This is a genomic window from Microbulbifer bruguierae (assembly GCF_029869925.1).
In the GTDB taxonomy this organism is placed as follows: Bacteria; Pseudomonadota; Gammaproteobacteria; order Pseudomonadales; family Cellvibrionaceae; genus Microbulbifer; species Microbulbifer bruguierae.
Window position 1 is genome coordinate 4407871 of record NZ_CP118605.1, and the last position, 25188, is coordinate 4433058.

A 25188-nucleotide genomic window follows, 5' to 3' on the forward strand; every position below is an offset into this window, starting at 1 on the left:
CATATTCATAATTTTCGATGGTTGAAATAAAACGTGCAGCAGAATTCCAGTAAGCAGGGCGGTTCCGCGCCCTGGTATCGTGAACCCTGGTTCTGGGCGGTGATGGCACCGTTGTTTGTGGTGGTGATTGTATCCGCAGTGATGGTTTCCATTGCGGTGCGCCACAGCGACGATGTGGTGAGTGATACCTACTACAAAGACAGCCGTATGTATCACTACAGTGCAGACCAGGATCAGCGCGCAAAGGCGATGAACCTCGCGGCGATGCTGCTGTTTTCCCCGGAAGACAATACCGTCTCTCTCGACCTCCGCGGTGATATCCAATTTCCGCAAAAGCTGTTGCTCACCCTCAGCCATCCGGTAGAAGCGGATCTGGATGAACACGTGGTGTTGCAGGAAATTTCCACTGGCCGCTATCGCGGTGAAATTCACGCGAAGCTACAGCATCGCTGGTACCTGCAATTGATGCCGGAGCTGGATCCCGACCGGTTTCAGGACGCGCAGTGGCGTCTGAAAGGGGAAATCAACTTTAACATCGGCAACGGAGTGCCCCTGAACCCCGTCGAGCAGTGAGCTCCATGTCCGAACTGCAGACTGATCAACTCGGATCCACCGATGCTGCCGCTGCGACGCGGGTAGCAACTAATCAACCGGATTGCTATCACTGCGGTCTGCCGGTGGTCGATGGCAGCCGCTTTTCCGTGGTGATTGGCGGCGCTGCTCGCCCCATGTGTTGTCCCGGGTGTGAGGCTGTCGCCGGCGCCATCGTGGCCGGGGGGCTCGATAACTTCTACCGCTACCGCGAGCAAAACAGCCAGCGACCGGAAAACACCACACAGCAGGAACGCTGGAGTGCGTACGATCTCCAGGAAGTACAGAGCGAATTCGTACGGGATTTGGACGATCCGCGGTCAGCCGGGAGCGACCGGTCGCTGCAGGTCGCCAGCCTGCTGATTGCCGGTATCACTTGTGCGGCCTGTGTGTGGCTGATCGAAAAGCACCTGTTGGGCGAGGATGGTGTCGAGCGGGTTTCCGTCAATGCCAGCAGTCATCGCGCGCAAATTGTTTTTGATCCTGAACGGGTGCCGGTCAGCCGGCTTTTCGCCGCGCTGGCGGCGATTGGATACCGCCCGTCGCCGGCCACTGCGGTAAACGGCGAGCGCCTGATGCAGCAGGAAAAGCGCGCGTCGATACGTCGTCTCGGTGTGGCCGGCCTCGGCACCATGCAGGTAATGATGTTTGCTATCGCGCTCTACTTCGGCGCCAGCAAGGGTATCGAGAGCCAGTTTGAGCAGTTCTTCCGCTGGGTGTCCCTGATCGTGGCCACACCGGTGGTGTGTTACGCCGCCCAGCCATTCTTCGCGGCGGCCTGGCGTGCCTTACGCAGTGGGCAGCTGGTGATGGATGTGCCCGTGTCCCTCGCCATTGGCCTGGCCTACGGCGCCAGCGTGTACGCCACGGTGTTCGAAACCGGCGAGGTTTATTTCGAATCGGTGTCAATGTTTACTTTTTTCCTATTGCTGGGGCGCACCATTGAAATGCGTGCTCGCCACCGCGCGGGGTTGGCCAGTGGTGGCCTGGCGCAGTTGCTGCCGCTGGCGGCGTTGCGGCTGAAGGAGGGTTCCGGCAGCGATGTGGAGTCGGTGCCGGTGGCGGCTCTGCGAGCCGGGGACCGGATATTGTTGCGGCCGGGAGACACGATTGCCGCGGACGGCGAAGTGGTCGACGGTGAAAGTGGCGTCGATGAGTCAGTGCTCACTGGCGAATCCGCTCTGCAACAAAAGGCCGCTGGCTCGCCAGTGTTTGCCGGTAGCGTCAATGGGGATTCCTCACTTACCGTGCGGGTTACTGCGGCGGGCAAGGGAACGCGCCTGTCGGCGATCGAAAAACTGGTGGAGAGCGCCCAGCTCGATAAGCCCACCCAGGTGGCTCTGGCCGATCGCCTGGCGGGGCGGTTTATTGCCGCAATCCTGTGTATTGCGGTAGCGGCCTTTGCATTCTGGTGGCAGCAGGCACCGGATCGCGCCTTCTGGATCGCGCTGTCGGTGCTGGTGGTGACCTGTCCCTGCGCCTTGTCGCTGGCAACGCCTGCGGCGCTGGCGGCGGCAACCCTGCGCCTGCAGCAATTGGGTCTTCTGGTGGCGAAAGGCCATGTGCTGGAGACTCTGCCGCGCCTGACCCGGGTGATTTTCGATAAGACCGGAACTCTGACCGAAGGTGAGCCGCGGTTGCGACAGGTCCAGTTGTTGCGTGCTGGTGTTACTGCCGAAGAGGTGCGGGATATCGCCGCCGCGCTCGAAGCCCACAATAGCCACCCGCTGGCGAAGGCATTTCGTCCCTGGGTTGGCAACAGAGGCGCGCACGCACTACGGAGCGTGACCGGGTGTGGGGTGAGTGGTGTCTGCGGCGACCGCAATTATCGGCTTGGCCGCGCGGACTTTGTTCTCGAGGGTGCTACCGGAGAAACCGTCGACGGTGTGGTGCAGACGCTGCCGATACCGGAGGAACCGGGACAGTGGCTGCTGCTGGGAGACACCGGTGGTGCTGTGGCTTGGCTCGGGCTGGGTGATGAGATGCGCCAAAGCGCGCCTGCAGGCGTCGCGGCGTTGCGGGAACTGGGGCTCAAGGCCGAACTGCTGAGCGGTGACCAGTCCGCGGAAGTGCCGCGTCTCGCCACATTGAGTGGAATCGATACCTACCGGGCTGGGGCCTCGCCCGAGGACAAACTCGCGCATTTGCAGCATTTGCAGGCACAGGGTGAGCGCTTGCTCATGGTGGGTGACGGTATCAACGATGTGCCGGTGCTGTCCGGTGCGGATGTGTCGGTGGCGATGATGTCTGCGGCGGATCTGGCGCAGTCTCGCGCGGATGCCATTTTGCTGCAGGGAGATTTGCAGGCACTGCCGCGGGCCTTTGAGCTGGCGCAGAAGTGCCGCACAATCATTCGCCAGAATCTGGCCTGGGCGATCCTGTATAACGCACTGGCGCTGCCGCTGGCCTTTCTCGGTTTGGTGCCGCCGTGGGCAGCGGCGATTGGCATGTCGCTGAGTTCCCTGATCGTAGTGATCAATGCCCTGCGGTTATCCCGCTGGCAACCGGCGATATAGCCTGCCGGATACCTGGAAATCACTGAATGTATTTGTTGAGGTAAACGTGGACAGTATTTTCCTGCTGGTCCCCATTGTTATCGTATTTGTTGCCGGTGCCTTGAAACTGTTTTTCTGGGCGGTAAACAGCGGGCAGTACGACGACCTGGAAACGGAAGGTCGTCGTATCCTGTTCGACGATGAGCCGCGAGCGAATAGTGATCGTCGTGAACAGCCTGATACCAGTGATGCTGACACAAACGGATCCGGTGATTCGGAAGTGGGGCCGCGTTAATGGCGGATTGGAGTTATCTGGCGGCTGCGCTGGCAATTGGCTTTTTCGGCAGCAGCCATTGTATTGGCATGTGCGGGGGCATCTCCGGTGCGCTGGGGCTTGCGGTTCCAGGGCAGAAACCGGCCTGGCCGCGACTGATCGGCTATTCCGCCGGCCGGGTGGCGAGCTACGGGGCGATGGGCTTGCTGGTCGGTGCGCTGGGGGCCTATCTGGCCACGGATATTGCCAACAGCCTTGCGCCCTTGCGGCTGGTGGCCGGGTTGATGTTGATTGCCATGGCCTTGTATCTGGCGGACTGGTGGCGCGGGCTGGTGTGGCTGGAGCGTGGCGGTGCCGTGCTTTGGCGTGCGATACAGCCGCTCTCCAGGCGACTGTTGCCGGTCCATTCCACTCCCCAGGCGATTGCACTGGGCGCGTTGTGGGGGTGGCTGCCCTGTGGTCTGGTTTACAGTGCTCTGGCATTCGCGCTGGCACAGGGGAGCAGTGAACAGGCGGCACTGGCGATGTTGGCTTTCGGCCTGGGCACGGTGCCGGCAGTGCTCGCCACCGGCGCCGCTGCCGCACAATTGCGCACCCTGGTGCAGAAGCCGGGCGTCCGGCTCGGGATGGCGCTGCTGGTTCTGTTGTTTGGGTTGTGGACGCTGTGGGGCGCTGCAGGGCATGGTCACGACCACGGCAGTGGCACACACCGCGATCACGGTGACGGGCACCACGAGCACCACCAACGCGTTCCGGAGGAGCCGGCTGGCGAAGTGCCGATGCCGGGTACTGGTCACCCGCATCATGAAGGTCACCATGAGGGGTTCCACCATCATTCCGGCGCCGGGAGTGGCGACTGAGTCGCAGCAAGTGGCAGCGGGTCCGCCTCCGGCGTAGCGAGGTGGCGCGGATCTAGGTAAACTGCCGCAATTATGACCGTTGTTCAGACCTTTTTTGCTGGGCTGATGGTCACGGGATGTCAGTTGGGTTCGTTATGAAAAGAATAAAAAACGCAAACAATCGCGATGGTGGTGGCCACGGCGCCAGGAAGTCTCCGGTGCAGGCACAGAGGGCGCAGAGCGCGACGGGGGTGCTCCCCAGCTGCCCGGATTCCCCCACCAGTATCTGGATTAACCTCTGTGCGCTGGGGATTTCCCTGCTGGCGGTTGTCTGGTTGCGGGAATACGGTCAGGACCTGCACATCAAAACCCAGTCTCTGGTGATTGTCGCGGTGGCGCTGGCGCTTCCGATCATCCTGCTCGAGTGGCTGTTCCTCAAACCCCACCGCAATCCCTCCGCGGGTCTCGACTTTCGCCGCAAAAACCACAGTCTGCGCCGTACGGCGGTAAAACTGCTGGGTTTCTATCTGAGCGTGGGGTCGGTGGCCTTTGTGTACTGGCTGTTCCCCGAGTACCACGGCTCCTTCTATGACAATTACTACGCGGTGGTACGCGCGGTACTTCCCTGGTGGTTGCTGCTGGCGGTACCGTATTTTTATCTGCTCGACGGCGCTATGGCGCAACCTAAAGACGGTTACTGGCAACTGGGCAGTTGGCTGCTGGGACAGCGCTCCGGTATTTCCGGCAAGACGATCGGTCAGCTGTATCTGGGCTGGCTGGTAAAGCTGTTTTTCCTGCCACTGATGTTCGTATATCTGGGCAACAACCTGACGACCCTGCTGGGATTTGATTTCGCGCGCCTGACCAACAATTTTAAAGCGGTGTTCGATTTCACCTTTAATTTTCTGTTCTATATCGACCTGCTGTTCGTCACCGTGGGTTATGTGTGCACGCTGAGACTGTTCGACTCCCATATCCGCACCGCGGAGCCGAGCTTTCTCGGTTGGGGGGTGGCGCTGATCGGTTACCAGCCGTTTTGGAGCCTGTTTTCCGGCACCTATCTTAAATATGACGAGGTCCCTGCCTGGGGCTACTGGTTCTGGAATACGCCGCTGGTGTATGGCATCTGGGGCAGTGTGATTCTGCTACTGATCGCTATCTACGTATGGGCGAGTATTCCCTTTGGCATCCGGTTCTCCAATCTCACACACCGGGGCATCCTGACCAACGGGCCTTACCGTTACACCAAGCACCCCGCCTACATCAGCAAGAATCTGTCCTGGTGGATGATTTCCATGCCATTTATGGTCAGTGCCAGCGCCCCCGAGGCGCTGCGTCATTCCTTGCTGTTGTTGATGGTGAACTTTATCTATTTCATGCGCGCGCGCACCGAAGAGCGGCACTTGTCCTGGGATCCCACCTATGTCGCCTACGCGCAGTATATTGCCGAGCGCGGAACCTTTGCGTTCCTGGGGCGCTGGTTCCCGCGCTTGCAGTTTGGCAATGGCCGACTGTTCTTCGCCGGTGCCAATGCAGAGCCACCAGCGCCGATGGTGTCTGGAAGCCAGGTTTCTACCAATCCGGCAAGTACCTGAGGTAGTGGGTGAAGACTGGCGAATACCGAGGACGGGCGTGATATGAGCTGGGGTGATCACGGAGCTCGCGTATCTGCGCGGAGTTGGCTGAGCCTTTGGGCGTGTAAGGCTGTTGCAGGCTTTGGGGTTGCGTATTGGCGATCGCTAATGGCGGCCCTGGTACCTGTACAGGCAAGGCGTATCGATCGACGTTGGTGGATGTACGCCGCACTATATCTACTGATCGCTGCCGGCATTTGGCTGCGGGTCGATCACATATTCACCTACAACCCCATCCATCAGATCTGGAGTGATCCCCAGCGACACTGGGAGCAGGGCAGCGAAACCCTGCGTCGGGACCCCATGAGCCTTACGGATCCGGTGATGTACCAGATTTACATCGGCGTGCTGGCAAAACTGACGTTGGGGGAGCCGTTACTCGTCGCGCTCTATACCGCATTGCTCGCCTGTCTGACGCCCTGGATCTGGTATCGCTTCGCCCGCGAATTGCTGCCTGGTCGCCTGCAGGCTACCGCGGTGTGGGCGGCGCTTTCGCTGTTGCCTTCCTGGATTGCCATCTACGGTTATTTCATGCAGGAAACCCTGCTGCTGCCATTGTTGGGCGCGGCCTTGTATGCCAGCTGGCGGTGTCGCAGGAAGCAGACACTCGCGAGTTTTCTGCTGATGGTGGCACTGTGGGTGATGGCGGGTCTGACCCGCGGTATCGCCATCCCCCTGGCGGCAGTGGTAACCACCTGGGTGTGGCTGTTACAGCCTCAGAAAGTTGCGAAGGCAGGGTACAGCCTGCTGTTGCTGACGCTGGTTCTCGGGCCTCTGGCTTACCGCAGTTATGCCACCATGCATATGATTTCCCCTCATGGTATCGGGCAGCTGGTGGCGCTGTATTTGCGTTCCGGCAAACGGGAAATTCAGGTGCATTACAGTCGTGACGGCGCGCAGTGGACTTATGGGTTTGGCTCACCCTCTACCGGCGAAAAGCCTCTGGAGCCCCTGAGTGACTGGACTACGGCGCGGGATGGACAGGTCAAGGCGCGGATTCACATCGAAAACGGCAGTCAGGACTGGGAAAAGGCCATCGCCCGGTATCCGCTGACATTGGAGCGATACCTGGATCTGACCGGGGAAAACCTGATTTACCTGTTTTTTGGCTCCTCCTGGCCGGACAACAATCGCGAGCGCTGGCTGGCGAATCTGAACCACCACAGCCGTTGGATCTGGGCGCCACTTACCGTGCTGTTACTGCTCGCTACCGCGGTGTACTGGCGGCGCCTGCGCGGTGCAAGGCTATTTGCGGTAGTGTTGATGACCTGGATTCTGGTGCAGGGGTTCTTGCCCATTGCTGTCAACGAAGGGCGTTACCGCAAACCGGCAGAGGGCTTGTTGCTGGTGCAGGCGCTATTGCTGATAGGTGTGGGAATTCGCCGCCGTACTGGCACCGCGCAACGCGGCCTGGATCGGACTGAGGCATTGCCCGTGGCTGGAATTCAGCGGCCTGAAAATCGCGTGGTTGCTAATTCCGCGGAATTGCCAGAACGGGAAAAAGACGATGCAGCGGTATGACAGAACCGTGTATCTGAAGCAGTTGCTGGGGCGGTTCGGGCGCTTTGCCGCAGTTGGTGGAGTGGCCACGGCGCTGCACTACCTCTTGCTGGTGGCGCTGGTTGAATTGTTCGGGGTGGACGAAATTCTTTCTTCGGCGATTGCCTTCAGTATTTCCTCAGTGGCGAATTACTTTCTTAACTTTTATCTCACATTTGCCGCGGACCTCCCTCACCGTCAGGCACTGCCTAAGTTTGTGTTGGTGGCGGGCCTGGGACTCGTGGTCAATACCCTGTGTTTCACTCTGTTGCTGCCGTTTTTGCCGTATCTGCTGGCGCAGGCCGGGGCAACACTGGTGACATTGGCAAGCAATTTCCTCTTGCAGCAATTCTGGATTTACCGGGGGCCACAATGGAATTCCTGAAGGACGGCGTTACAACTTCTGCCGGCGATCTGGCGCAACAAGCACAGCTGCCATCGCTGGCAATCGTGGTTCCCTGCTACAACGAGGAAGAGGTGCTGGAAGATACCACCGGCGAGTTGTTGCATACACTGGATCGCCTGCAACACGGCGGGCAGATCAGTGCTGCGTCAAAGCTGTACTTTGTTGACGACGGCAGCAGGGATGCGACCTGGCCAATGCTGGAAAAGCTGGCGGCAGAAAACCCGCGGATTGTTGCGGTGGCGCTATCCCGAAACCGCGGACACCAGAATGCGCTCTATGCGGGGTTGGCGCAGACCTCCGAAGATATGGTGGTAAGTATCGATGCCGATCTGCAGGATGGGCCCGAGAATATTGCCGCAATGATCGCCGCCTATCGGCAGGGGAGCGAGGTGGTGTACGGGGTGCGCGAACAGCGCGACAGCGATACCTGGTTCAAACGAGTGACGGCGGAAGGCTATTACCGCGTTATGCAGGCCCTGGGCGTGGACCTGGTGTTCAACCATGCGGATTTCCGCCTGATGTCACGGCGGGCAGTGGATACCCTGCTGCAATATCCGGAAACCAACCTGTTTCTGCGCGGTATGGTTCGGGAGCTTGGCTTTACCGCGACGACCGTGTGCTATACCCGCAGGGCGCGGCTGGCCGGTGAGAGTAAATATCCGTTGCGGCGTATGTTGTCGCTGGCGTGGAAGGGGGTGACCGCATTTTCCATTGCACCACTGCGGGCCATCACACTGCTGGGGCTTATTTCCGGCGGACTGGCGCTGGGGCTGATTGCCTGGGTACTGTTTGTGAAAATGTTTTCGGGCAGCGTGGTGCCCGGTTGGGCGTCAATTATGGTCCCGGTACTGTTTATCGGCAGTGTGCAGTTGCTCTGCCTGGGGGTGATTGGTGAGTACCTGGGCAAAATCTACGAAGAGGTCAAGCGTCGTCCGCGCTTCCATGTGCGTGACGTTGTTGGGGCGGAGCCGGCATTGGATCAGGGCCCGGAGCAGGAAGTGCGGTTCCGCGCGACACCGCGAGTGCCCGTACACAAGCCGGTAACCACGGGTTCCGGGCCGTAACCTCAGTCAGAAAGCAGTCGCAGAGACAGGTCGATGGCACGCAGGTGCTTGGTAAGACTGCCGGAAGATATGTAATCCACCGCCAGCCCGGATAACTGTTTTAGTCGCGCTTCATCGACACTGCCGGAGATTTCAATTTTCGCGCGGCCGCGGGCGAGCTTGAGCGCTTCGGCAGTCATCTCGTCGGTGAATTCATCCAGCATGATGACATCGGCGCCGGCATCCAGGGCCTGTTGCAGTTCAGCGAGGGTTTCCACTTCCACCTCTACCAGGGCACCGGGTTTGATCTGGTGTGCCTGGGAGATGGCATTTTTAATACCGCCCGCTGCCGCGATATGGTTTTCCTTGATCAGGAAAGCATCGTAGAGGCCAATGCGGTGATTGCTACAGCCGCCACAAAGCACCGCATATTTTTGTGCTGTGCGCAGACCGGGAATGGTTTTGCGGGTATCGAGAATCCTGATCTCTGAGCCAGAGGCGAGGGCGGCATATTCGGCCGCGGTGGTGGCCGTGCCGGACAGCGTCTGCACGAAATTCAGCGCACAGCGCTCGCCAGAAAGAATAGTTCTGGCGTTGCCCTGAAGTTCAAACAAGGTGCTTTTGGCGCTGACGTGGTCGCCATCTTCTACCAGCCAATTGATCGTGAGTTGCGGGTCCAGCTGGTGGAATACCTCATCTACCCAGGCTTTGCCGCAGAATACACAGTCCTCGCGGGTGATCACTCGCGCCCGGGCCTGCCGCTCTGCGGGGATCAGTTGTGCGGTAATGTCGCCATCGCCGATGTCTTCGGCCAGGGCATTGGAAACCGCCCGGCGGATGTCCTCGACTAGGTTGGGGATGGCGGTGGAGGAGGGGGTCATGCGCATACCTCGATATCAGCGGTAGATGCCGTCTATGTCAATGAGTCTATGTAGATACGGTCTATATGGTAACGGCAGGCAACTTGCCCGGGGTGCAATGGTATCAACCAGGGCCTGTTGTCAGAAGAGGTCCGGGCCGTATCCGCTCACTCTGTTGTGAAGTTGCTCTCAAGTAAGCGGGAACCAGGGCCACGCTACTTGAGTCGATTAGTGAGGGCCTGTGAACATAGTCGCAAAAATGAACTTGCAATTTGACGTCAGGTTGTGCCGTTGGCGCGGAAGTCCGTAGAATCAGCGGTCGACCTACCTCTATTTCATCCCATGGCTGGGCGGAGCTCAAGGCAATGAAAGACTCCCATTCCACAAAGGTGATTTCCCTGCACGAGGCTCAGCGCGAGCATCATGAGGCGAATCGCATTTCCCGGCTGCCGGCACAAGTCGCCGCAGTGAGTGAAAAAGCGCGGGGCATACTGGTGGAAAAGGCCAAGCAGGTATTTGCCAAGGTGGACGATTCTCTCTTTGCCATGGCAGAAAAGGCCCACGGTCGGGATGAGCAGGACGGCCTGTTTCAGGCGCTGAGGCTGTTGCGTGTTGAGCGCCGCAAAGTTGTTGAACAGTTTGCAGACAACTTCGCCCGAGCGTTTCTTGTTAAGGACCCGGCGAAAGTTGATGAAGATCCCTATTCAGCGGATAACCTGTCGCTGGTGCACAACGACGATCTCGAGCAGCTGGTGGCGGTGGATACCATGGTTGCCCATGCCAAACGCGCTTTCGCCGAACCCCTGACAGAAATTGCGCTGCGCCTGAATACCCTGTTGTCCGTAAAAATCTACGAAAAAAACAATCCCCTGGGCCCAGATGTTATTTGTGACGCATTTGTCGAGGCGTCCCGCGAACTCGATCTGCATATTCGCGCACGCCTCACTCTGCTGAAAAAATTCGAGCAGCTGGTGATGCTGGACCTGGGCAAGCTCTACGACCAGTGTAACGACCTGTTGATCGAGCAAGGCGTGCTGCCTTCACTAAGGCAGCAACGTCGTAACGGACGCCCCTCGCGTCCGGGGCAGCCCCAGCCTGCGCAAGGTGCCGTTGTTACCGCCGGGGTCGTAGCTGCCCAGCCTCAGACCGGCAACCTTGGCACTGCAATGGGCGGCGCTTCAACGGCGGGCGCCGCGACCGGGGTTCACGGGCTTGTTCCCCTGGGAACGGGTGTTGTGCCGATGGGTGCCCAGGACCTGCTTTCCCATCTTGGCGCGCTACAGACGTTGGTGCCGCAGAATTATGCCGAGGGTGGAATTGAGCTGCTGAATATCAATCACCTGCTCCAGCAGCGTCTTGTGGATTCGCAGCAGTCCGCCGCTTTGGCAAAGATGGACAGTGACATCATCAAACTGGTGGAAATGCTGTTCTCGTTCATTCTTGAAGATCGCAACCTTGCGGAACCCATCAAGTCGCAGCTCGGGCGTCTACAGCTACCACTGCTCAAGGTGGCGATCGCCGACAAGTCCTTTTTCAGCAAAGGCGGGCACCCTGCACGCAGGTTACTGAATGAACTGGCGGACGCCGCCACCGGCTGGCAGGCGAAGGCTGACCACGAGTCCGATCCGCTGTTCAAGAAGATCAGTGAAGTGGTTGCGCGGGTGCTGGCGGAATTTGACCGGGATATCAATATCTTCTCCCTGTTGCTTGAGTCCTTCCGGGAGTTCATTCAGCGTGAGCGCAAACGTGCGCAGAAGCTGGAGCAGCGCATCGTCGATGAGGCCGACGGCAAGGCCAAGGCCCAGGCGGCTCGCGCCCGGGTTGCCGCGGTGATGGATGCACTGATGGCCGAGCGCGACCTGCCGCCGGTGGTTGGCGAGTGGCTGGAAAAAGTCTGGTCCAACATGTTGTTCCTCACCTGCATTAAAGAGGGTACCAACAGCGAAAGCTGGAGCCGGGATGTGCGTACGGCCCGTGATCTGGTGTGGAGCGTGCATGCGCCGATGCCGGAAAGTCGCAAGCAGTTGCTCGGGTTACTACCCGCACTTCAGGAGCGACTGAAAGTTGGGGTAGATACGGTTTCCCTGAACAGCTTCGATGCCCGACGGATGTTTGCCGGATTGAAAGAGGTCTATCGCGAGAGGTTTGCGCTGGCGCAGCGCATTGCCGAAGAGCGTAGCCGCAAGGCCCGCGAGGATATTCGGGAGGCTGTACGCGAAGAGGCCCGACGTGAATTGGCCGCAGAAACGGCGGTTGAACAGCCAGTTGTTCCCCAGTCAGAAGCGGTCGACACAATTGTTTCGCTTCCGCAAATGGAAGAATTGGAACAGGCGGTGGCAGATGCTGGATTGCAGTCTGAATCTGCCGCGGAGCTGGACGCACTGCCGGAGTCGGACTCTCACTGGCAACAGACCTTTCGTCTGGCACAGGGCAGCTGGTTCGAACTCAAGCGTGGTGATGACGAGCAATTTCGCTGCCGGCTGGCGGCGGTGATCCGGGATATCGATCAATTTATCTTCGTGAACCGCAACGGCGCAAAAGTCGCTGAGTTTACCCGCCTGGAGCTGGCTCATGCCCTGCGCGACGCACAACTGATGCCATTGGATGACGGCATGCTGTTTGAGCGTGCACTGCAGTCGGTCATAGGCACTGTGCGCAAATCCCGTGGAGAAATGAAGTAACGCCTGTCAATATGGCTCGGGCAGCTGGTTCAGTTTCCGCAGCGAGTTCCTCGAATGAGAAGGTCGCTGTGGACTTTCATATTTTTGTAATAATCTTTTTGTAATAGCCTTAGGGCGCTTTAGATTTTTGGCGGCATTTTTTTGTCCTGCCAGCCCGGCTGAATGCCTCTCCTGTCTTTTTGGTAAATTCCTGCAATTTTCAATGAAAATGGCGAAAATTGGCCCTTTTGGGCACTTGCTTGTCGCTTCTATTTGCAGGATATTGAGTACCAGTTCCGATTCTTTTGGATGTCACTGCCGTTTGGCACTTATTTCCTTGATGTATTTGTTCGTGTGCCGATTGCAGTAAACCATTGCAAGGGGCGCTAATGCCCGTTGTATCTGGAGTCGGTACTCTTTTAGATGTTCAATGGAGGCTTCCCGTTGCGGGATGTACGGGTAACAGGAGTAACCCCCCGCGACCGGTACACTCTGAACCATGGCCAGGAGGGCGTGCTGGGTGAGCAAGGACGATATGGATAACAATATAAAAGAACTATTTGTCATCACCAATGGCGGAAAGAGTGGTACTGGGCGTACCGCTGGAAAGCCTGCCGCGGCTACCAGCCGGCAGTTATCCAAAACGGTGAATCTGGTGAGCCAGAAGGCGGTGGAGTGGTTGCAGGCGAGGGCGGGTGAGGTTTTTGCCCAAGTCGACGATTCTCTGTTTGGCATGGCCGAAAAGGCCCATCAGCAGGAAGAGCAAGACCGGCTATTTCACGCCATTCGCGCACTGCGGGTCGAATTGAGCAATCTGGTGGATGGTTTCTGTGACGGTGTACAGGAGCGATTTCACTCTCCGAAAAATGATATTCCCGGCGAAGAAGCTGCGCTGGAGTCTTCTAAACTCAAAAACCTGTCGCTAGTCAATGATGACGACCTGGAGCAGCAGGTGGCCATCCGCACCATGGTGGCAAACATCAAGCGTGATCACGCCGAGGCCATCGCCTCGCTGTCCCTTCGCCTGGATACCTTGCTGCCGAGCAAAATCTACGACGAAAACCTGCCTCTTGGTCCGGGGGCCGTGTGTGCAGCTTTCACTGATGTGCTCGGTGATGTGGAAATGGCGCCGCGGGCGCGAATGACGGTCCTGAAAAAATTCGAACTGCATTTGATCAATCGTCTCGGTGAATTGCTGGATTCCAGCAATCGTCTTTTGGTGGAGCAGGGTGTACTGCCTACGATTGAAGACCCCCTGCGCCGCCAGGGCAGGAAACCCGCCCGGGGCCAGGCTACGGCCTCAGGTGCCACACCTGAAGCGCCTGCCGGTGAGTCGTCGACGTTTTCCGCCCAGGCAGAGGCGGGTCAGGTGCCCTACGGTCAAGCGGGCCAGCTACAGATGCAGGCGGCCTATTCAGGGGCCGCCAGTGGTGGTCCCGGTTCGGCACAGGCTGGAAACTATGCTCCGGGTCTGATGCCTCTGGGATCCGGTGCCGCGCCAATGGCGACACCGGCACTTTTGCAGCACCTCGGTCAGTTGCAAATGGGTTTGCCGATGCAGTCTGGCGCGACCGGACAGCTGGTAAATGTCACCCAGATGCTCGAAGAGCGACTGGTCGCCGCCAAGCAGTCCGCATCTCTGCACGAACTGGACAGCGAAGTCATTCGGCTGGTGGATATGCTGTTTTCGTTCATGCTCGAAGATCGCAACCTCGCCGAGCCCATCAAGGTGCAGTTGATTCGTTTGCAGCTGCCGATGCTGAAATTGGCCGTGGCGGACAAGGGGTTCTTTTCCAAGGGCGGGCACCCGGCTCGGCGGCTGTTGAATGAGCTGGCGGATGCAGCAATTGGCTGGCAACCCAGCGAAAATTACCTGAATGATCCGCTGTATCGGGAAGTTTGCACCATCGTCGAAGGCGTACTGGCTGAATACGATCAGGATGACGATGTTTTCGAACGTCTGCTGGAGAGTTTTCGGGAGTTTACTGCGCGAGAGCGCAAGCGAGCGGCCGTTATGGAGCGGCGCACCATCGACGAAGCTCAGGGCACAGCAAGAGTCGAGGCGGCGAAAGCACGTGTCGCTGCGGTATTCGATGCGCTGACTGCGGAGCGAAACCTGCCAAAAATTGTGCACGAATGGCTGAACAGGGTTTGGAGTAGTGTGCTTTTCCGCGCCTGCCTGAAAGAGGGAACAGAGAGCGGCGTATGGCGGCAACATGTGCTCACTGCAAGGGATCTGATCTGGAGTGTCGTTGCGCCGATGCCGGAAAGCAGTGGCAAAATACAGCGTTTACTGCCTGACCTGAAAAAGCGTCTGACCGATGGGGCCCAGTCCCTGTCTTTGAGTGCTGGGGACCAGCAGCGGCTGAAGGGCGGTCTTGAGGTATTGTACCGGGAGCGGCAGAAACTGGGTGAGCGTGTAGAATCCGAGCGCGAGCGACGGACTCGTGAGCGGCTGGTGCAGGAGTTGCGCCGGGAGGCGGATAGTATTATCGCTATTCCTGATACCGAGGAAACGGTTCTGGTTCCCCCGCAAACAGAGGCTGCACAATCCGTACTGGATGATGCCCGAGAGTTGCCCGCCGGTCAGCCGGCGCTGCCGGAGGTGGAGGAAATCCAGCTGGCGGTAACCGAGGCTCGGGTGTCTCCGCCGGTAGCCCTGAAGCCTTTGCCCCAGGACGACAGTCACTGGCAAGAGACTTATCACCTCAAGGACAGCTGGTTCCTGTTGCGGAATCCGGAAAAACTGCCGGTGCGCTGTCGTCTTGCGGCCATTATCAAGGATCTGGATCAGTTCATGTTCGTCAACCGCGCAGGGGCCAAAGTGGGCGTTTACTCTCGTCTGGAGCTGGCGCACGCGTTGAGAAACGAAGAGCTGCTCCCGCTGGAGAAGGGGCCGCTGTTTGAGCGGGCCCTGGAGTATGTGGTTGGCAATTGCGGTGAGAGCAAAATCGCCATCAGCTTCTGAAACTTTCACGGGGGAGATCGCGAACTCCCTGCCTTGCACTCCTCAGCAGTTTCTCAGTATTCGTGGGTGCTGCTGCGGAGCTGGCGGTTCGTGCCGCTCTTAGCCATTCTTTCTGGCGTCACTTCATTGCAGAATTGGGCACTGCTATTGGCAGTTCCTTCTTCCCTTCCATAGAATAAGCCTCTGCTTAAATCTCAGCGGAGTCACGTTTGTGGAATATCAGGTCCAGTCAGGATGGTTACGCGGTGTACGCCGGGTGCCCAGCCCTCACTGCAACAGTCGCCCCGACGATGCAGAAGTGGATCTGTTGGTGATTCACAGTATCAGCCTGCCGCCGGGTGAGTATGGTGGATCCTACATTGATGAATTCTTTCTAGGCCACCTTGATATAGATGCCCACCCCTATTTTTCCGAAATTGGTACCTTACGGGTATCTGCTCACCTATTGATCAATCGCGATGGGCTTGTCACCCAGTATGTTCCCTTTGATGGACGTGCGTGGCACGCTGGACAGTCGACGTTTTGTGGGCGGGAAAACTGTAATGATTTTTCCATCGGCATAGAGTTGGAGGGGTTGGAAACAGACACCTTTACCGAAGCGCAATACAGGTCCTTGGCGGAGGTGTCGGTTGCCATCATGAAGGCTTATCCGGCGATTGATAAAACCAGAATTACCGGCCACTCGGATATTGCACCGGGGCGGAAGCTCGATCCTGGTCCGGGGTTTGACTGGACACGGTATTTCCTGCGCCTGGATCAGCTCACTGGTGATGCTCCGTCAGAATAAGCACTGATTGATACGTATAAATCCGGCAGAGGCGGCAGATTTTTTGGCCGTGGTGGGTGCTGTCTAAACCATTAAATATTGAATTGGGGGGTGCTATGGCGCTTTTGATTGTGCTGTTGGCATTGGGGTTGGTACAGATATGGGGTTCCGGCGGACCGCTGCACCGGGATAGCTGGTTCTATCGGTGGCGAGATCTTGTCTATCGCCTCGGCTTTATCCGCGACAGGGCGGGAATCGGCTTCGGTGTGCTGGTATTGGTCCCGGTGCTGGGCGCAGCGATAGTACTGGCACTGGCGGAGAGTATGCTGGGGGGCTTCGGTATTTTACTGATTAGTGTGCCGCTACTGCTGTACTGCTTCGGACGGGGGAATTTCAACGAATCCCTCGCGTCGTATCTGCGGGCCTGGTACCAGGGTGATTTCGAGTCCGCACAAGAGGCGGCAAGACCGATCCTCGGTGCATTTAAGGCCCACGCCGACAACCCGCCTGCTTTTGAATCGGTCCCTGACGTGCAGTCTTCCCTGCATCGCCTGGTGTTCAAAGCCGCGGCCTATCGGGCCTTTGAACGCCTGTTCGTGGTGTTGTTCTGGTTCCTGTTACTGGGTATCCCCGGGGCCTTGCTGTATCGCCTGAGCCAGCTGGTAACCGTTACTGAATCTGGTGAGAAAGTCGCCTCCAATGGCGAGAGCAGTTTGCCGGATGTGGAGCTCGCGCTGCGCTGGTTGTGGCTGCTTGAGTGGCTGCCAGTGAGGGTGATGGGATTTACTCTCGCCATTGTGGGTAATTTTGCCGGCTGTTATCGGGCCTGGCGAGCACACCTTACCTGCAAGGAAATCGCGACTGAAGACGCTCTTGAATACTATCTTGAAGGCGCCTTGGGAGGGATCGACAGCAGTGAGTGCAGCGCAGGCGTCGCCGTCAGTGAAGGTCAGCGTTTGTGCGGTGCAGAAATCGAGGCAATGCAGGCCATTCTGTCCCGTGCACTGTTGATGTGGATTACGTTAATGGCGCTCTACGTGTTGTTTGTGAATTAAATTGTTCCCGATTTAGCTTTTGAGTATCTGAGGTCTTGTGTGAATACTGATAGTGCCGATGTCCAGGATCTGCCAATAGCGGCTGACGTTTTCGCGGCGGCAGAACGACTTAACGGGCGTATACACCGGACACCACTGATGACCTCAAGCACACTTAACAGGGCTTGCGGCGCGGATCTCTACTTCAAATGCGAGCATCTGCAAAAGGTTGGCGCCTTCAAGGCCCGCGGTGCAGCCAACGCCGTTTTGCAGCTTCCGGAGGCTACTGCGCTGGTTGCCACCCATAGTTCCGGCAATCATGGCGCTGCGCTCGCCTGGGCTGCTTCTGAACGAAATATCCGCTGCAAGGTGGTGATGCCGGATAATGCGCCGGACGCAAAAAAGCGGGCGGTGGCGGCCTATGGCGCCGATATTGTTCTGTGTCAGCCGACACTGGAAGCGCGAGAGGCAACCCTGGCAAAGCTCGTCGCGGAAACCGGAGCCCATGTAGTACCTCCGTTTGACGATAAGCGCATTATCGCAGGTCAGGGTACAGTGGCGCAGGAAATTATCGGTCAGTGCCGTGAGCTGGGGTTTTCGCCGGACTTACTGGTGTCTCCGGTGGGCGGCGGAGGCCTTTTGGCGGGGATCGGCCTGGCTGTTTCTGCGTTGGCGCCGGAAGTAAAAGTTCTGGGCGCGGAGCCCGCGGGGGCCGATGACGCCCAGCGTTCGTTTCGCCGTGGAGAGCGGGTTACCGAACAGGAGCCAGATACGATTGCGGATGGGCTTCGCACCACTCTTGGAGTGCGCAATTTTTCACTGATTTGCCGTCATGTGAACGATATTGTTACCGTATCCGAAGCGGGAATACTGGAAGCACTTTCACTACTCTGGCATCGGACCAAACAGTGGGTAGAACCATCTGCGGCGGTTGGACTTGCAGCTGTAATGGAACACCGCGCACGTTTTCGCAACAAGCGGGTGGTGATTGTGTTAACCGGCGGCAACATGGATCTCGCTGCGGCAGCAACGATGTTGGACGGCCGCGGATGAAGCGTGACTCTCTAGCGGCCCTAGTGTAGCGGCGCTGGATAGTCGTTATGGAATGAAATAACCCTAAAAAACCAACTCAAAGGGAAATCAGTAGGAGAGCCCAGGCATGGAAAGCGGTGGAAAGAATCTTTTTGCAGGTCTCAATCGTGTGACGAGTGCTTCGGATACCGGTACGGGGCGCCTCTGTTCGCCTGCTACACTGTTGGCAATACTGGCAGCCTGGACGTTGTTATCGGTGGCAAACGCTGCTATGGCTGAAGCTTTTGAGCTGACCTCTACGACCGTTGCCGACGGAGATCGTATGCAACCGGCTCAGGTGTATCAGGGATTCGGCTGTAGCGGAGATAATATTTCGCCGCAGCTTCAATGGAAGGGGGCGCCGGCGGGTACCCGTAGTTTTGCCGTAACCATGTACGATCCGGACGCCCCGACAGGTAGTGGCTGGTGGCACTGGGTGGTATTCAATATCCCTGCAAACGTGCATGAAATACCCGAAGGCGCCGGGGAGCCCAAATCCGGATTGATTCCTGAAGCGACCCAGAGTCGTACAGATTTCGGGGGGGCAGGCTACGGTGGTGCCTGCCCACCGGTCGGTCACGGAGATCACCGCTATCAATTTCGCGTTTACGCGCTGAAAGTCGAACAGTTGCCCTTGGATGAAAACAGCCCCGCGGCTATGGTCGGTTATTACATCAATGCCAACAAACTTGCGGAAGCTGAGCTGGAAGTGAAATTTGGCCGCTGATAGCCCTGTTTGTAAAGACTGGCACTAAAACGGTTCGCTATTCAGGCCAGCTCAAGAAAAAGGACGCAAAGTCTGCCCATGCAGAAACAGAAATTGACTTGGGGAGAGGCGCTCAAGGTTTATTCTCGGCCGAAGGTGCTGGGGATGTTTTTCTTTGGGATATCCGCCGGGTTGCCGTATTTGCTGATTTTTTCCACGCTCACTGCCTGGCTGCGCGACTACGGTGTAAGCCGAACGACGATCGGTTTTTCCGCCTGGATTGGCATTACATTCTCTATCAAGTTTATCTGGGCGCCGATCATTGACACCCTGGGGCTACCTTTTCTGACCAGGTGGATGGGCAAGCGGCGCAGCTGGATTCTTGTATCCCAGCTGGGCATTGCGTTCGGGCTTTTCGCCATGAGTCGAATAAACCCACAATTGGCGCTTCCTACCGTATTTGCTCTTGGTGTCCTGGTGGCATTCTGCTCGGCATCCCAGGACGTGGTGATTGATGCCTACCGTATCGAGGCGGTCGATAAAGAATTCCAAGGTGCGATGGCGGCGATGTACGTGTTCGGTTACCGGGTCGCATTACTTATTGCCGGGGCAGGTGCGCTGTATATCGCGGAATATGCCAGCTGGAGCACGGCTTATTTGTCGATGGCCTTGCTGATGGGGGTGGGAATCATCACCACGCTGCTAGTGTCAGAGCCGGATCACTATAAAGCCAAAGCAGAGGGCGAAGTCTTTCAGCATGAATGGGTGGATCGGGTGCTGGGTAGCGGCACTCATGGAAAAGTTAGCGAATGGTTTGTCCGTGCGGTCGCATGTCCATTTATCGAATTTTTCCAGCGCAATGGCCGTTATGCCATCGTTTTGCTGATTTTTGTTGGCATCTACCGTGTCAGTGACATTGCCATGGGCATCATGGCGAACCCGTTCTACCTTGACCTGGGGTTCAGCAAGGACGAGATCGCGCAGATAGGCAAGCTTTTCGGTTTCGTGTGTACCATGCTCGGGGCCTTTCTGGGCGGCTCAATGGTCGTTCGGTTCGGAATTTTACGGCCATTGATTCTGGGGGCCGCCATGGTGGCGGCGACCAATTTGCTGTTTGCCCACCTGGCGACTTTGGGGCCCGACAAAACCTGGTTGGCCATCGCAATCAGCGCTGACAATATCAGCGCGGGTATTTCCAACTCGGTATTTATTGCCTTCCTTTCAAGCTTGGTCAACCAATCCTATACCGCAACTCAGTACGCACTATTCAGTTCGCTGATGACACTACCAGGGAAATTTATCAGTGGCTTTTCCGGTATGGTGGTGGACGCACAGGGCTATGAGGAATTTTTTATCCTTGTCGCGATTCTGGGAATCCCTGCGGTATTGCTAGCGTGCTACATCTGGTGGCGTGGTCGTGACCAGGAGGCGCTTGAAAGAGCGCAAAAACAGCAGGTTGCGCCTGGCTGAGATCACAATTACGGTCACGGGATTGGCTACAGTTCATCTGGCTTGGGCCAACCGTAACGTGGCAGGTCAATTTTCCCGTTTATCGGGGTGATACCTTCACCCTTGAGCAACTTCCACTGGCGGCGTGCTGCCGGTTCCGGGAGTGAAATCTTTCCCTGAGCGTTGATGACCCGGTGCCACGGTAATCCCGTATCCTTGGGCAGTTTACGCAGTGTTTGCCCCACCAGCCTTGCCGCTCTTGGAAGCCCAGCCAATTCGGCGAGGCCGCCATAGGTGACTACGCGTCCTTCCGGGACCTTAGCGAGTACAAGGCAGATGCGACTTGTGGCATCATGACCGCTCTTTTGCATAGCCCGCGCTTCACTGGCTTCTGAAGTTGCAGGCAATTTCCGTTTAACGTTATTAGTGGCTTTCACCTAATAATTCCAAGCTATTACAAGGTTGTTTCGTGCTTGTTGCTGTACCCAGAATACTATCCTTTTTTCCCGCCTTCTCTCTCTCTTGCCGCGGTGTAATCGCTCGTGTGCTGTTGTCTGTTATCGCCATCTTCTCAGTGCAGCATGCTTATGCGGGTGTGCTCAGTCTCTCAAACGGGGATCGTGTACACGGTGAGCTGGTTCTGGTGGAAAAGGACCACGTAGTCTGGAAATCGGAAACCTTTGGCGACATCACCGTCGACAAGAGCAAGATTCTATCGTTGGAAACCGACAAAGACCTCAAGATTGCCGGCCGAGACGAGCCTTGTGCACTGGCTGGTCATTATCGCGAGCAGTGGGAACTGTATTGCGATGAGGGTGAAGGCTGGGTGATGGATTTCCCTGCTATTGATCGCGCAGAACCCTATATCAATTTTGTCGGCAATCCGGTGATTTTTAATGGCAATGTGAGTGCCTCTGGCGTGTTCGAAAATGGTAACCGTCAGCGGGAAGACTGGGATGTCAGTGCCAATTTCAATGTGCGTCACAGCGACTTCCAGCACATTGTCGGAACACACTATCAGAACCAGAACAACGTAGAAGTTGAGGGGCTGGAAAAATACCGACTGGCCTATGACTTGCGCTGGATATTCGCAGAAAAGTGGTTTGCCGCGGGAAACAGCGCGTTTTTACATGAAGATGCGCAAAATATTGATCTCAGTACAACGGTCGGTCTCGGTCTTGGTTATCTGTTTTCTGATACGGATAAATCGGCCCTTTCCATTCAGGGCGGCCTGAGTAGTGTAAAAGACGACTTTATCGATCCCAACCTTAGTGAACGAGCGAGCAAACGTTATGCGGCTGGCCGTACCGCGTGGGACTTCCGCTATAAATTCGATCTGGGCCCGGAAGTTTATTACAACCAGGAAGTGTTGCAGTCCCTTGATCGGAGTGAAGATTACCAGAGCAATGCGGAAATCGGCGTCCGTACACCACTGGTGAAAGGCGTCCTGATGGAAGTGAAATACGCATGGCAATACGACAACACGCCGTCGCTGGATAGTGAAAAAGAAGACACCAAGATGACCGTCGGCGTAGGGTACGCCTGGTAATTTTCAGTTATAGGCACCCTCCGAAAAAATACCTTGAGGTATCCATGAAAATTGACAACAGCGTTATCGCTATCACCGGTGCCGGACAGGGGCTCGGTCGCTCCATGGCTGTTTATTTTGCGGAGCGCGGCGCGCGTCTGGCGCTATTGGATGTCAGTGAGTCGGCGTTGCAAGAGAGCGTTGCTGCGTGTGCAGCAGTAGGTGCTGAAGCGCGTAGTTATATCGTCAATGTTGCAGATGAGCAGGCCGTCGATCAGGGGTTTACCGCCATTGCGGCAGATTTTGGTGGACTCGATGTTCTGGTGAACAACGCCGGTATTATGCGCGATGGCATGTTGCTGAAAGTCAAAGACGGTAAAGTCGCAGAGCGTATGTCCCTGGCCCAGTGGCAATCGGTCATTGACGTGAACCTGACGGGCGTATTTCTGTGTGCCAGGGCGGCGGCGGCCATCATGGTTGAGGGGGGAGATACACCGGGGCGTAGTAGCGGTGGTGTCATTATCAACATCTCCAGCGTATCCCGTGCCGGCAACATGGGGCAGACCAACTACTCTGCCAGCAAGGCCGGGGTCGCGACCATGACCGTGACCTGGGCGCGGGAACTGGCACGTTATGGTGTGCGGGTTGCCGCCATTGCGCCCGGATTTATCGGTACAGATATGGTTGCGCAGATGCGCCCAGAAATTCTGGAAGGGCTGGTGAAGCAGGTTCCGTTGCGTCGTATCGGTGAACCGAATGAAATTGCCAGTACAGCGGCATTTATCATCGACAACGACTACCTTACTGGAAGAGTAGTGGAAGTGGATGGCGGTGCGCGAATGTAAATCCAACCGTCAGTTTATAAGCGTTGACTGGGTGGGTTTTGGCTCGCCCTGTTCAGGGATTCAGACAACGCGGGTCACCCCCCCCTTAAGGCGGTCAGAAAACATCCACTGCCACAGTTGGATATGCCTCGCCCGAAAAGCACCGGCACAGGATAAAAGGTAATATCGCCACATTCGATAGAACTCCTGCCCGAAGCTGTCCGCAAATTTTTCCCAGTTGGTTTCAAAATTCTGATACCAGGCCATCAGTGTCTTATCGTAGTCGCTGCCGAAATTATGTAAATCCTCGGCGATCAATAGGCCTTCGGCAGCATCGCAAATCTGGCCGTTACTGGGGAGGTCACCATTGGGAAAGATATATTTATCGATCCAGGCATCGGTGGTGGAGTGCCGCTGGTTCTTGCCAATGGTATGAAGTAGCAATAGGCCATTATTTTTGAGGCAGCGACGGGCCACTTGCATGAAGGTGCGGTGATTCTTTCGCCCGACATGTTCAAACATGCCGACGCTGGCAATGCGATCGTAGGATTCATTCAGGGCTCGATAATCCTGCAAATGGACTTTGATCGGCAGGTGCGGATATGTTTCTTCTATATAGCGGCATTGTTCTCGGGAGACAGTGACGCCGACACATTCCACGCCATACCGCTCCGCGGCATATCCGACCAGACTGCCCCAGCCGCAGCCGATATCCAGCAGTCGCATTCCCGGCTGAAGCCCGAGCTTGCGGCATATCAGGTCTAGTTTGTGCTCTTGGGCTTGTTCAAGGTTGTCAGCGTTACGCCAATAGCCGCAGCTATAGGTCATACGGCTATCCAGCATTGACTGATAGAGACTGTTGCCGAGGTCATAATGCCGCTCTCCCACCTGATAGGCCCGACTCCGGGTTTGCAAGTTGATCAGATGTGCGCGGGCGATTCGCCACAGGTTGCGAAAAGGTTTGATTTTTTTTTGCAGGTCGGCGCGCAGGAGCCGGTAGAAAAATTCATCGAGCGCGGGAGTAGACCAGTCGCCGCGCATATAGGTCTCCCCGAGACCAAGGCTGTGTCTGGCGACGATTTCATCCAGCGCTTCCGTGCGGTGTAACTGCATATCCCAGGGGCGATCGCCGTTGATTTGAATATCGGCCTCAGCCAGGAGCTCGTCCAGGAGGTGCCGGTTTCTGCTTGCGGTGGGAGTGGCAGTGTGGCTGCTGTCGCTATCCATAGCATTCCTACTCGTGGTCCTTGCTGTTTCGATTGGTTAAATAAATAGCAGGTGTATAGGCCGGCGGCGATTTGCACGTAATCCCCGTGAGTGGCTACACTGCGAAGCTGAGCGCTGCCAACGGCAATTACCACCTGCGGCAGTGGATAAACCCACTGCCTGCCTATAGATAGTATTGGCTGCAGCAGTTGACAAGCATACTGGAAACGCCTGAATTCTCCCGGAAATCGACCGCTAGAGTTCATCAATTGCCTCTGGAGAAGCTTTATGCGCCCGCTACTGGTGCTATTTATCGTAATGCCAATTCTGGAAATGTGGGTATTGATTACCGTCGGGCAGCACATTGGTGCTTTGCCGACCATTGGCCTGGTACTTTTGACTGCCGTTGTGGGGCTTGCCCTGCTGCGCCGCCAGGGAATTTCGACCGTGATGCGTGCCCAGCAAAAGATGCAGGCCGGAGAGTTACCGGCGCGGGAAATGGCTGAAGGAATATTCCTTGCGGTGGGTGGCGCGCTGTTACTGACCCCAGGTTTCGTTACCGATGCAATAGGTTTCGCCTGTCTGATTCCCGGGCTGCGTCAATTGATACTTGGGCGACTTCTGAGTCACATTACCGTGGTGCGCTATGGACCCTACGGACCGCAAACAGGACCGGAAGCCGGGGAGGCGCGCCGAAACCACGACGTAATCGAAGGCGACTACAAGCGTGAAGATCGCAAGGATGGTGGTCGCTAGTGAGGAGTGCTCACTATTTGAACGTTTTCCCTCTGAAAGCCGCTCATCAGCAGCGATCCCCAAATTTTTTTCCCCGCCACTGTTGAATTCCTTTTCCCCGCCCTCAGATAGGGATGACCTCTAGTTTTTGCCCCGTTCCCCAAGGGGGCCGGGGGTGCCCGGACGCCAACCGGATCCGGGTATTTGTAATTGCAACCCTAAATGACTCAATGGAGAGCAATCCATGAAAATTCGTCCTTTACACGACCGCGTCGTAGTGCGCCGTAAGGAAGAAGAAGCCAAATCTGCCGGCGGTATCGTGCTGCCGGGCGCCGCTAAAGAGAAACCAAATCAAGGCGAAGTGGTTGCCGTAGGCGAAGGCAAGTTGCTGGACAACGGCGACACGCGCGCACTGTCTGTAAAAGTGGGTGACACCGTAGTGTTCGGCCGTTACGCCGACAGCAACACCCTCAAGGTGGACGGCGAAGAGCTGATCATCATGAGCGAAAGCGACATCTACGGCGTTCTGGAAGGCTAATCAGTCCCCAGAACCACCAGGC

22 protein-coding genes are annotated in these 25188 nt (G+C 57.0%); 19 read left to right on the top strand and 3 right to left on the bottom strand.

The window, feature by feature from the left end; translation table 11 throughout:
• Window positions 1-33: 33 nt before the first annotated feature.
• The 8 genes from PVT68_RS18010 to PVT68_RS18045 all read left to right on the top strand — a co-directional run bounded on the left by PVT68_RS18010 (window position 34) and on the right by PVT68_RS18045 (window position 8842).
• Window positions 34-573, top strand: coding sequence for a FixH family protein (locus PVT68_RS18010; protein ID WP_280320457.1), 540 nt, complete (start codon window positions 34-36; stop codon window positions 571-573).
• Window positions 574-578: 5 nt separating this feature from the next.
• Complete coding sequence (locus tag PVT68_RS18015; RefSeq protein ID WP_280320458.1) at window positions 579-3107, top strand: heavy metal translocating P-type ATPase; 2529 nt, start codon at window positions 579-581, stop codon at window positions 3105-3107.
• Between the two features lie 46 nt (window positions 3108-3153).
• Complete coding sequence (gene ccoS / locus PVT68_RS18020) at window positions 3154-3381, top strand: cbb3-type cytochrome oxidase assembly protein CcoS (protein ID WP_280320459.1); 228 nt, start codon at window positions 3154-3156, stop codon at window positions 3379-3381.
• Window positions 3381-4220: a sulfite exporter TauE/SafE family protein gene (locus PVT68_RS18025; RefSeq protein WP_280320460.1), complete on the top strand. Its 840-nt coding sequence runs from the start codon at window positions 3381-3383 to the stop codon at window positions 4218-4220. Before ccoS ends, PVT68_RS18025 begins: the two co-directional genes overlap by 1 nt.
• A gap of 134 nt (window positions 4221-4354) precedes the next feature.
• Complete coding sequence (locus PVT68_RS18030; protein ID WP_280320461.1) at window positions 4355-5794, top strand: isoprenylcysteine carboxylmethyltransferase family protein; 1440 nt, start codon at window positions 4355-4357, stop codon at window positions 5792-5794.
• 147 nt (window positions 5795-5941) lie between these two features.
• Window positions 5942-7354: a hypothetical protein gene (locus PVT68_RS18035; RefSeq protein ID WP_280320462.1), complete on the top strand. Its 1413-nt coding sequence runs from the start codon at window positions 5942-5944 to the stop codon at window positions 7352-7354.
• Window positions 7341-7757, top strand: a complete 417-nt coding sequence (locus PVT68_RS18040; RefSeq protein WP_280320463.1) for a GtrA family protein — start codon at window positions 7341-7343, stop codon at window positions 7755-7757. The genes PVT68_RS18035 and PVT68_RS18040 overlap by 14 nt, the downstream gene beginning before the upstream one ends.
• Window positions 7745-8842 (top strand): glycosyltransferase family 2 protein, encoded by a 1098-nt coding sequence (locus PVT68_RS18045; protein ID WP_280320464.1) that lies wholly within the window; start codon window positions 7745-7747, stop codon window positions 8840-8842. Before PVT68_RS18040 ends, PVT68_RS18045 begins: the two co-directional genes overlap by 13 nt.
• A gap of 2 nt (window positions 8843-8844) precedes the next feature.
• Here PVT68_RS18045 and nadC read toward each other — a convergent pair whose 3' ends face one another.
• Entirely contained in the window at window positions 8845-9702 is an 858-nt protein-coding gene (gene nadC / locus PVT68_RS18050) for a carboxylating nicotinate-nucleotide diphosphorylase (protein WP_280320465.1), read from the bottom strand.
• Between the two features lie 344 nt (window positions 9703-10046).
• Between nadC and PVT68_RS18055 the strand changes: the two genes are divergently transcribed.
• The 7 genes from PVT68_RS18055 to PVT68_RS18085 all read left to right on the top strand — a co-directional run bounded on the left by PVT68_RS18055 (window position 10047) and on the right by PVT68_RS18085 (window position 20356).
• Window positions 10047-12362: a DUF1631 domain-containing protein gene (locus PVT68_RS18055; protein WP_280320466.1), complete on the top strand. Its 2316-nt coding sequence runs from the start codon at window positions 10047-10049 to the stop codon at window positions 12360-12362.
• A 499-nt stretch (window positions 12363-12861) separates the two neighbouring features.
• Entirely contained in the window at window positions 12862-15309 is a 2448-nt protein-coding gene (locus tag PVT68_RS18060) for a DUF1631 domain-containing protein (RefSeq protein ID WP_280320467.1), read from the top strand.
• A gap of 211 nt (window positions 15310-15520) precedes the next feature.
• Entirely contained in the window at window positions 15521-16096 is a 576-nt protein-coding gene (ampD, locus tag PVT68_RS18065; RefSeq protein ID WP_280320468.1) for a 1,6-anhydro-N-acetylmuramyl-L-alanine amidase AmpD, read from the top strand.
• A gap of 95 nt (window positions 16097-16191) precedes the next feature.
• The gene (gene ampE / locus PVT68_RS18070) at window positions 16192-17130 is read left to right on the top strand and encodes a regulatory signaling modulator protein AmpE (protein WP_280320469.1); all 939 of its coding nucleotides are present in this window, start codon (window positions 16192-16194) and stop codon (window positions 17128-17130) included.
• A gap of 39 nt (window positions 17131-17169) precedes the next feature.
• Window positions 17170-18162, top strand: coding sequence for a threonine ammonia-lyase (locus tag PVT68_RS18075; protein ID WP_407666110.1), 993 nt, complete (start codon window positions 17170-17172; stop codon window positions 18160-18162).
• Window positions 18163-18412: 250 nt separating this feature from the next.
• Window positions 18413-18907, top strand: a complete 495-nt coding sequence (locus tag PVT68_RS18080; protein ID WP_280320471.1) for a YbhB/YbcL family Raf kinase inhibitor-like protein — start codon at window positions 18413-18415, stop codon at window positions 18905-18907.
• A gap of 78 nt (window positions 18908-18985) precedes the next feature.
• A complete protein-coding gene (locus PVT68_RS18085; protein WP_280320472.1) occupies window positions 18986-20356 on the top strand; it encodes an AmpG family muropeptide MFS transporter in 1371 nt (456 codons plus the stop codon).
• A gap of 26 nt (window positions 20357-20382) precedes the next feature.
• Here the strand turns inward: PVT68_RS18085 and PVT68_RS18090 are convergent, their stop codons facing one another.
• Window positions 20383-20772: an MGMT family protein gene (locus PVT68_RS18090; RefSeq protein ID WP_328517458.1), complete on the bottom strand. Its 390-nt coding sequence runs from the start codon at window positions 20770-20772 to the stop codon at window positions 20383-20385.
• A gap of 107 nt (window positions 20773-20879) precedes the next feature.
• On the opposite strand from PVT68_RS18090, the gene PVT68_RS18095 reads away from it, so the two are divergent.
• Both PVT68_RS18095 and PVT68_RS18100 read left to right on the top strand, forming a co-directional pair.
• On the top strand, window positions 20880-21884 hold the full coding sequence (locus tag PVT68_RS18095) for a DUF481 domain-containing protein (RefSeq protein WP_280320473.1): 1005 nt from the start codon (window positions 20880-20882) through the stop codon (window positions 21882-21884).
• 44 nt (window positions 21885-21928) lie between these two features.
• Window positions 21929-22708 carry an SDR family oxidoreductase gene (locus PVT68_RS18100; protein ID WP_280320474.1) on the top strand — a complete coding sequence of 260 codons (780 nt, stop codon included), beginning with the start codon at window positions 21929-21931 and terminating at the stop codon, window positions 22706-22708.
• Between the two features lie 60 nt (window positions 22709-22768).
• Here PVT68_RS18100 and cfa read toward each other — a convergent pair whose 3' ends face one another.
• Window positions 22769-23914, bottom strand: a complete 1146-nt coding sequence (gene cfa / locus PVT68_RS18105; protein ID WP_280320475.1) for a cyclopropane fatty acyl phospholipid synthase — start codon at window positions 23912-23914, stop codon at window positions 22769-22771.
• A 267-nt stretch (window positions 23915-24181) separates the two neighbouring features.
• Between cfa and PVT68_RS18110 the strand changes: the two genes are divergently transcribed.
• Window positions 24182-24649 (top strand): FxsA family protein, encoded by a 468-nt coding sequence (locus PVT68_RS18110; RefSeq protein WP_280320476.1) that lies wholly within the window; start codon window positions 24182-24184, stop codon window positions 24647-24649.
• Window positions 24650-24872: 223 nt separating this feature from the next.
• Window positions 24873-25166 carry a co-chaperone GroES gene (locus tag PVT68_RS18115; protein WP_280320477.1) on the top strand — a complete coding sequence of 98 codons (294 nt, stop codon included), beginning with the start codon at window positions 24873-24875 and terminating at the stop codon, window positions 25164-25166.
• Window positions 25167-25188: the final 22 nt, after the last annotated feature.

Coding starts and splice junctions, on each gene's coding strand:
- PVT68_RS18055 (WP_280320466.1), top strand. CDS start 10,047: ATGAAAGACTCCCATTCCACAAAGGTGATTTCCCTGCACGAGGCTCAG.
- PVT68_RS18080 (WP_280320471.1), top strand. CDS start 18,413: ATGGCTGAAGCTTTTGAGCTGACCTCTACGACCGTTGCCGACGGAGAT.
- nadC (WP_280320465.1), bottom strand. CDS start 9,702: ATGACCCCCTCCTCCACCGCCATCCCCAACCTAGTCGAGGACATCCGC.
- PVT68_RS18040 (WP_280320463.1), top strand. CDS start 7,341: ATGCAGCGGTATGACAGAACCGTGTATCTGAAGCAGTTGCTGGGGCGG.
- PVT68_RS18015 (WP_280320458.1), top strand. CDS start 579: ATGTCCGAACTGCAGACTGATCAACTCGGATCCACCGATGCTGCCGCT.
- PVT68_RS18085 (WP_280320472.1), top strand. CDS start 18,986: ATGCAGAAACAGAAATTGACTTGGGGAGAGGCGCTCAAGGTTTATTCT.
- PVT68_RS18045 (WP_280320464.1), top strand. CDS start 7,745: ATGGAATTCCTGAAGGACGGCGTTACAACTTCTGCCGGCGATCTGGCG.
- PVT68_RS18100 (WP_280320474.1), top strand. CDS start 21,929: ATGAAAATTGACAACAGCGTTATCGCTATCACCGGTGCCGGACAGGGG.
- PVT68_RS18030 (WP_280320461.1), top strand. CDS start 4,355: ATGAAAAGAATAAAAAACGCAAACAATCGCGATGGTGGTGGCCACGGC.
- PVT68_RS18115 (WP_280320477.1), top strand. CDS start 24,873: ATGAAAATTCGTCCTTTACACGACCGCGTCGTAGTGCGCCGTAAGGAA.
- PVT68_RS18025 (WP_280320460.1), top strand. CDS start 3,381: ATGGCGGATTGGAGTTATCTGGCGGCTGCGCTGGCAATTGGCTTTTTC.
- ampE (WP_280320469.1), top strand. CDS start 16,192: ATGGCGCTTTTGATTGTGCTGTTGGCATTGGGGTTGGTACAGATATGG.
- PVT68_RS18035 (WP_280320462.1), top strand. CDS start 5,942: ATGGCGGCCCTGGTACCTGTACAGGCAAGGCGTATCGATCGACGTTGG.
- cfa (WP_280320475.1), bottom strand. CDS start 23,914: ATGGATAGCGACAGCAGCCACACTGCCACTCCCACCGCAAGCAGAAAC.
- PVT68_RS18110 (WP_280320476.1), top strand. CDS start 24,182: ATGCGCCCGCTACTGGTGCTATTTATCGTAATGCCAATTCTGGAAATG.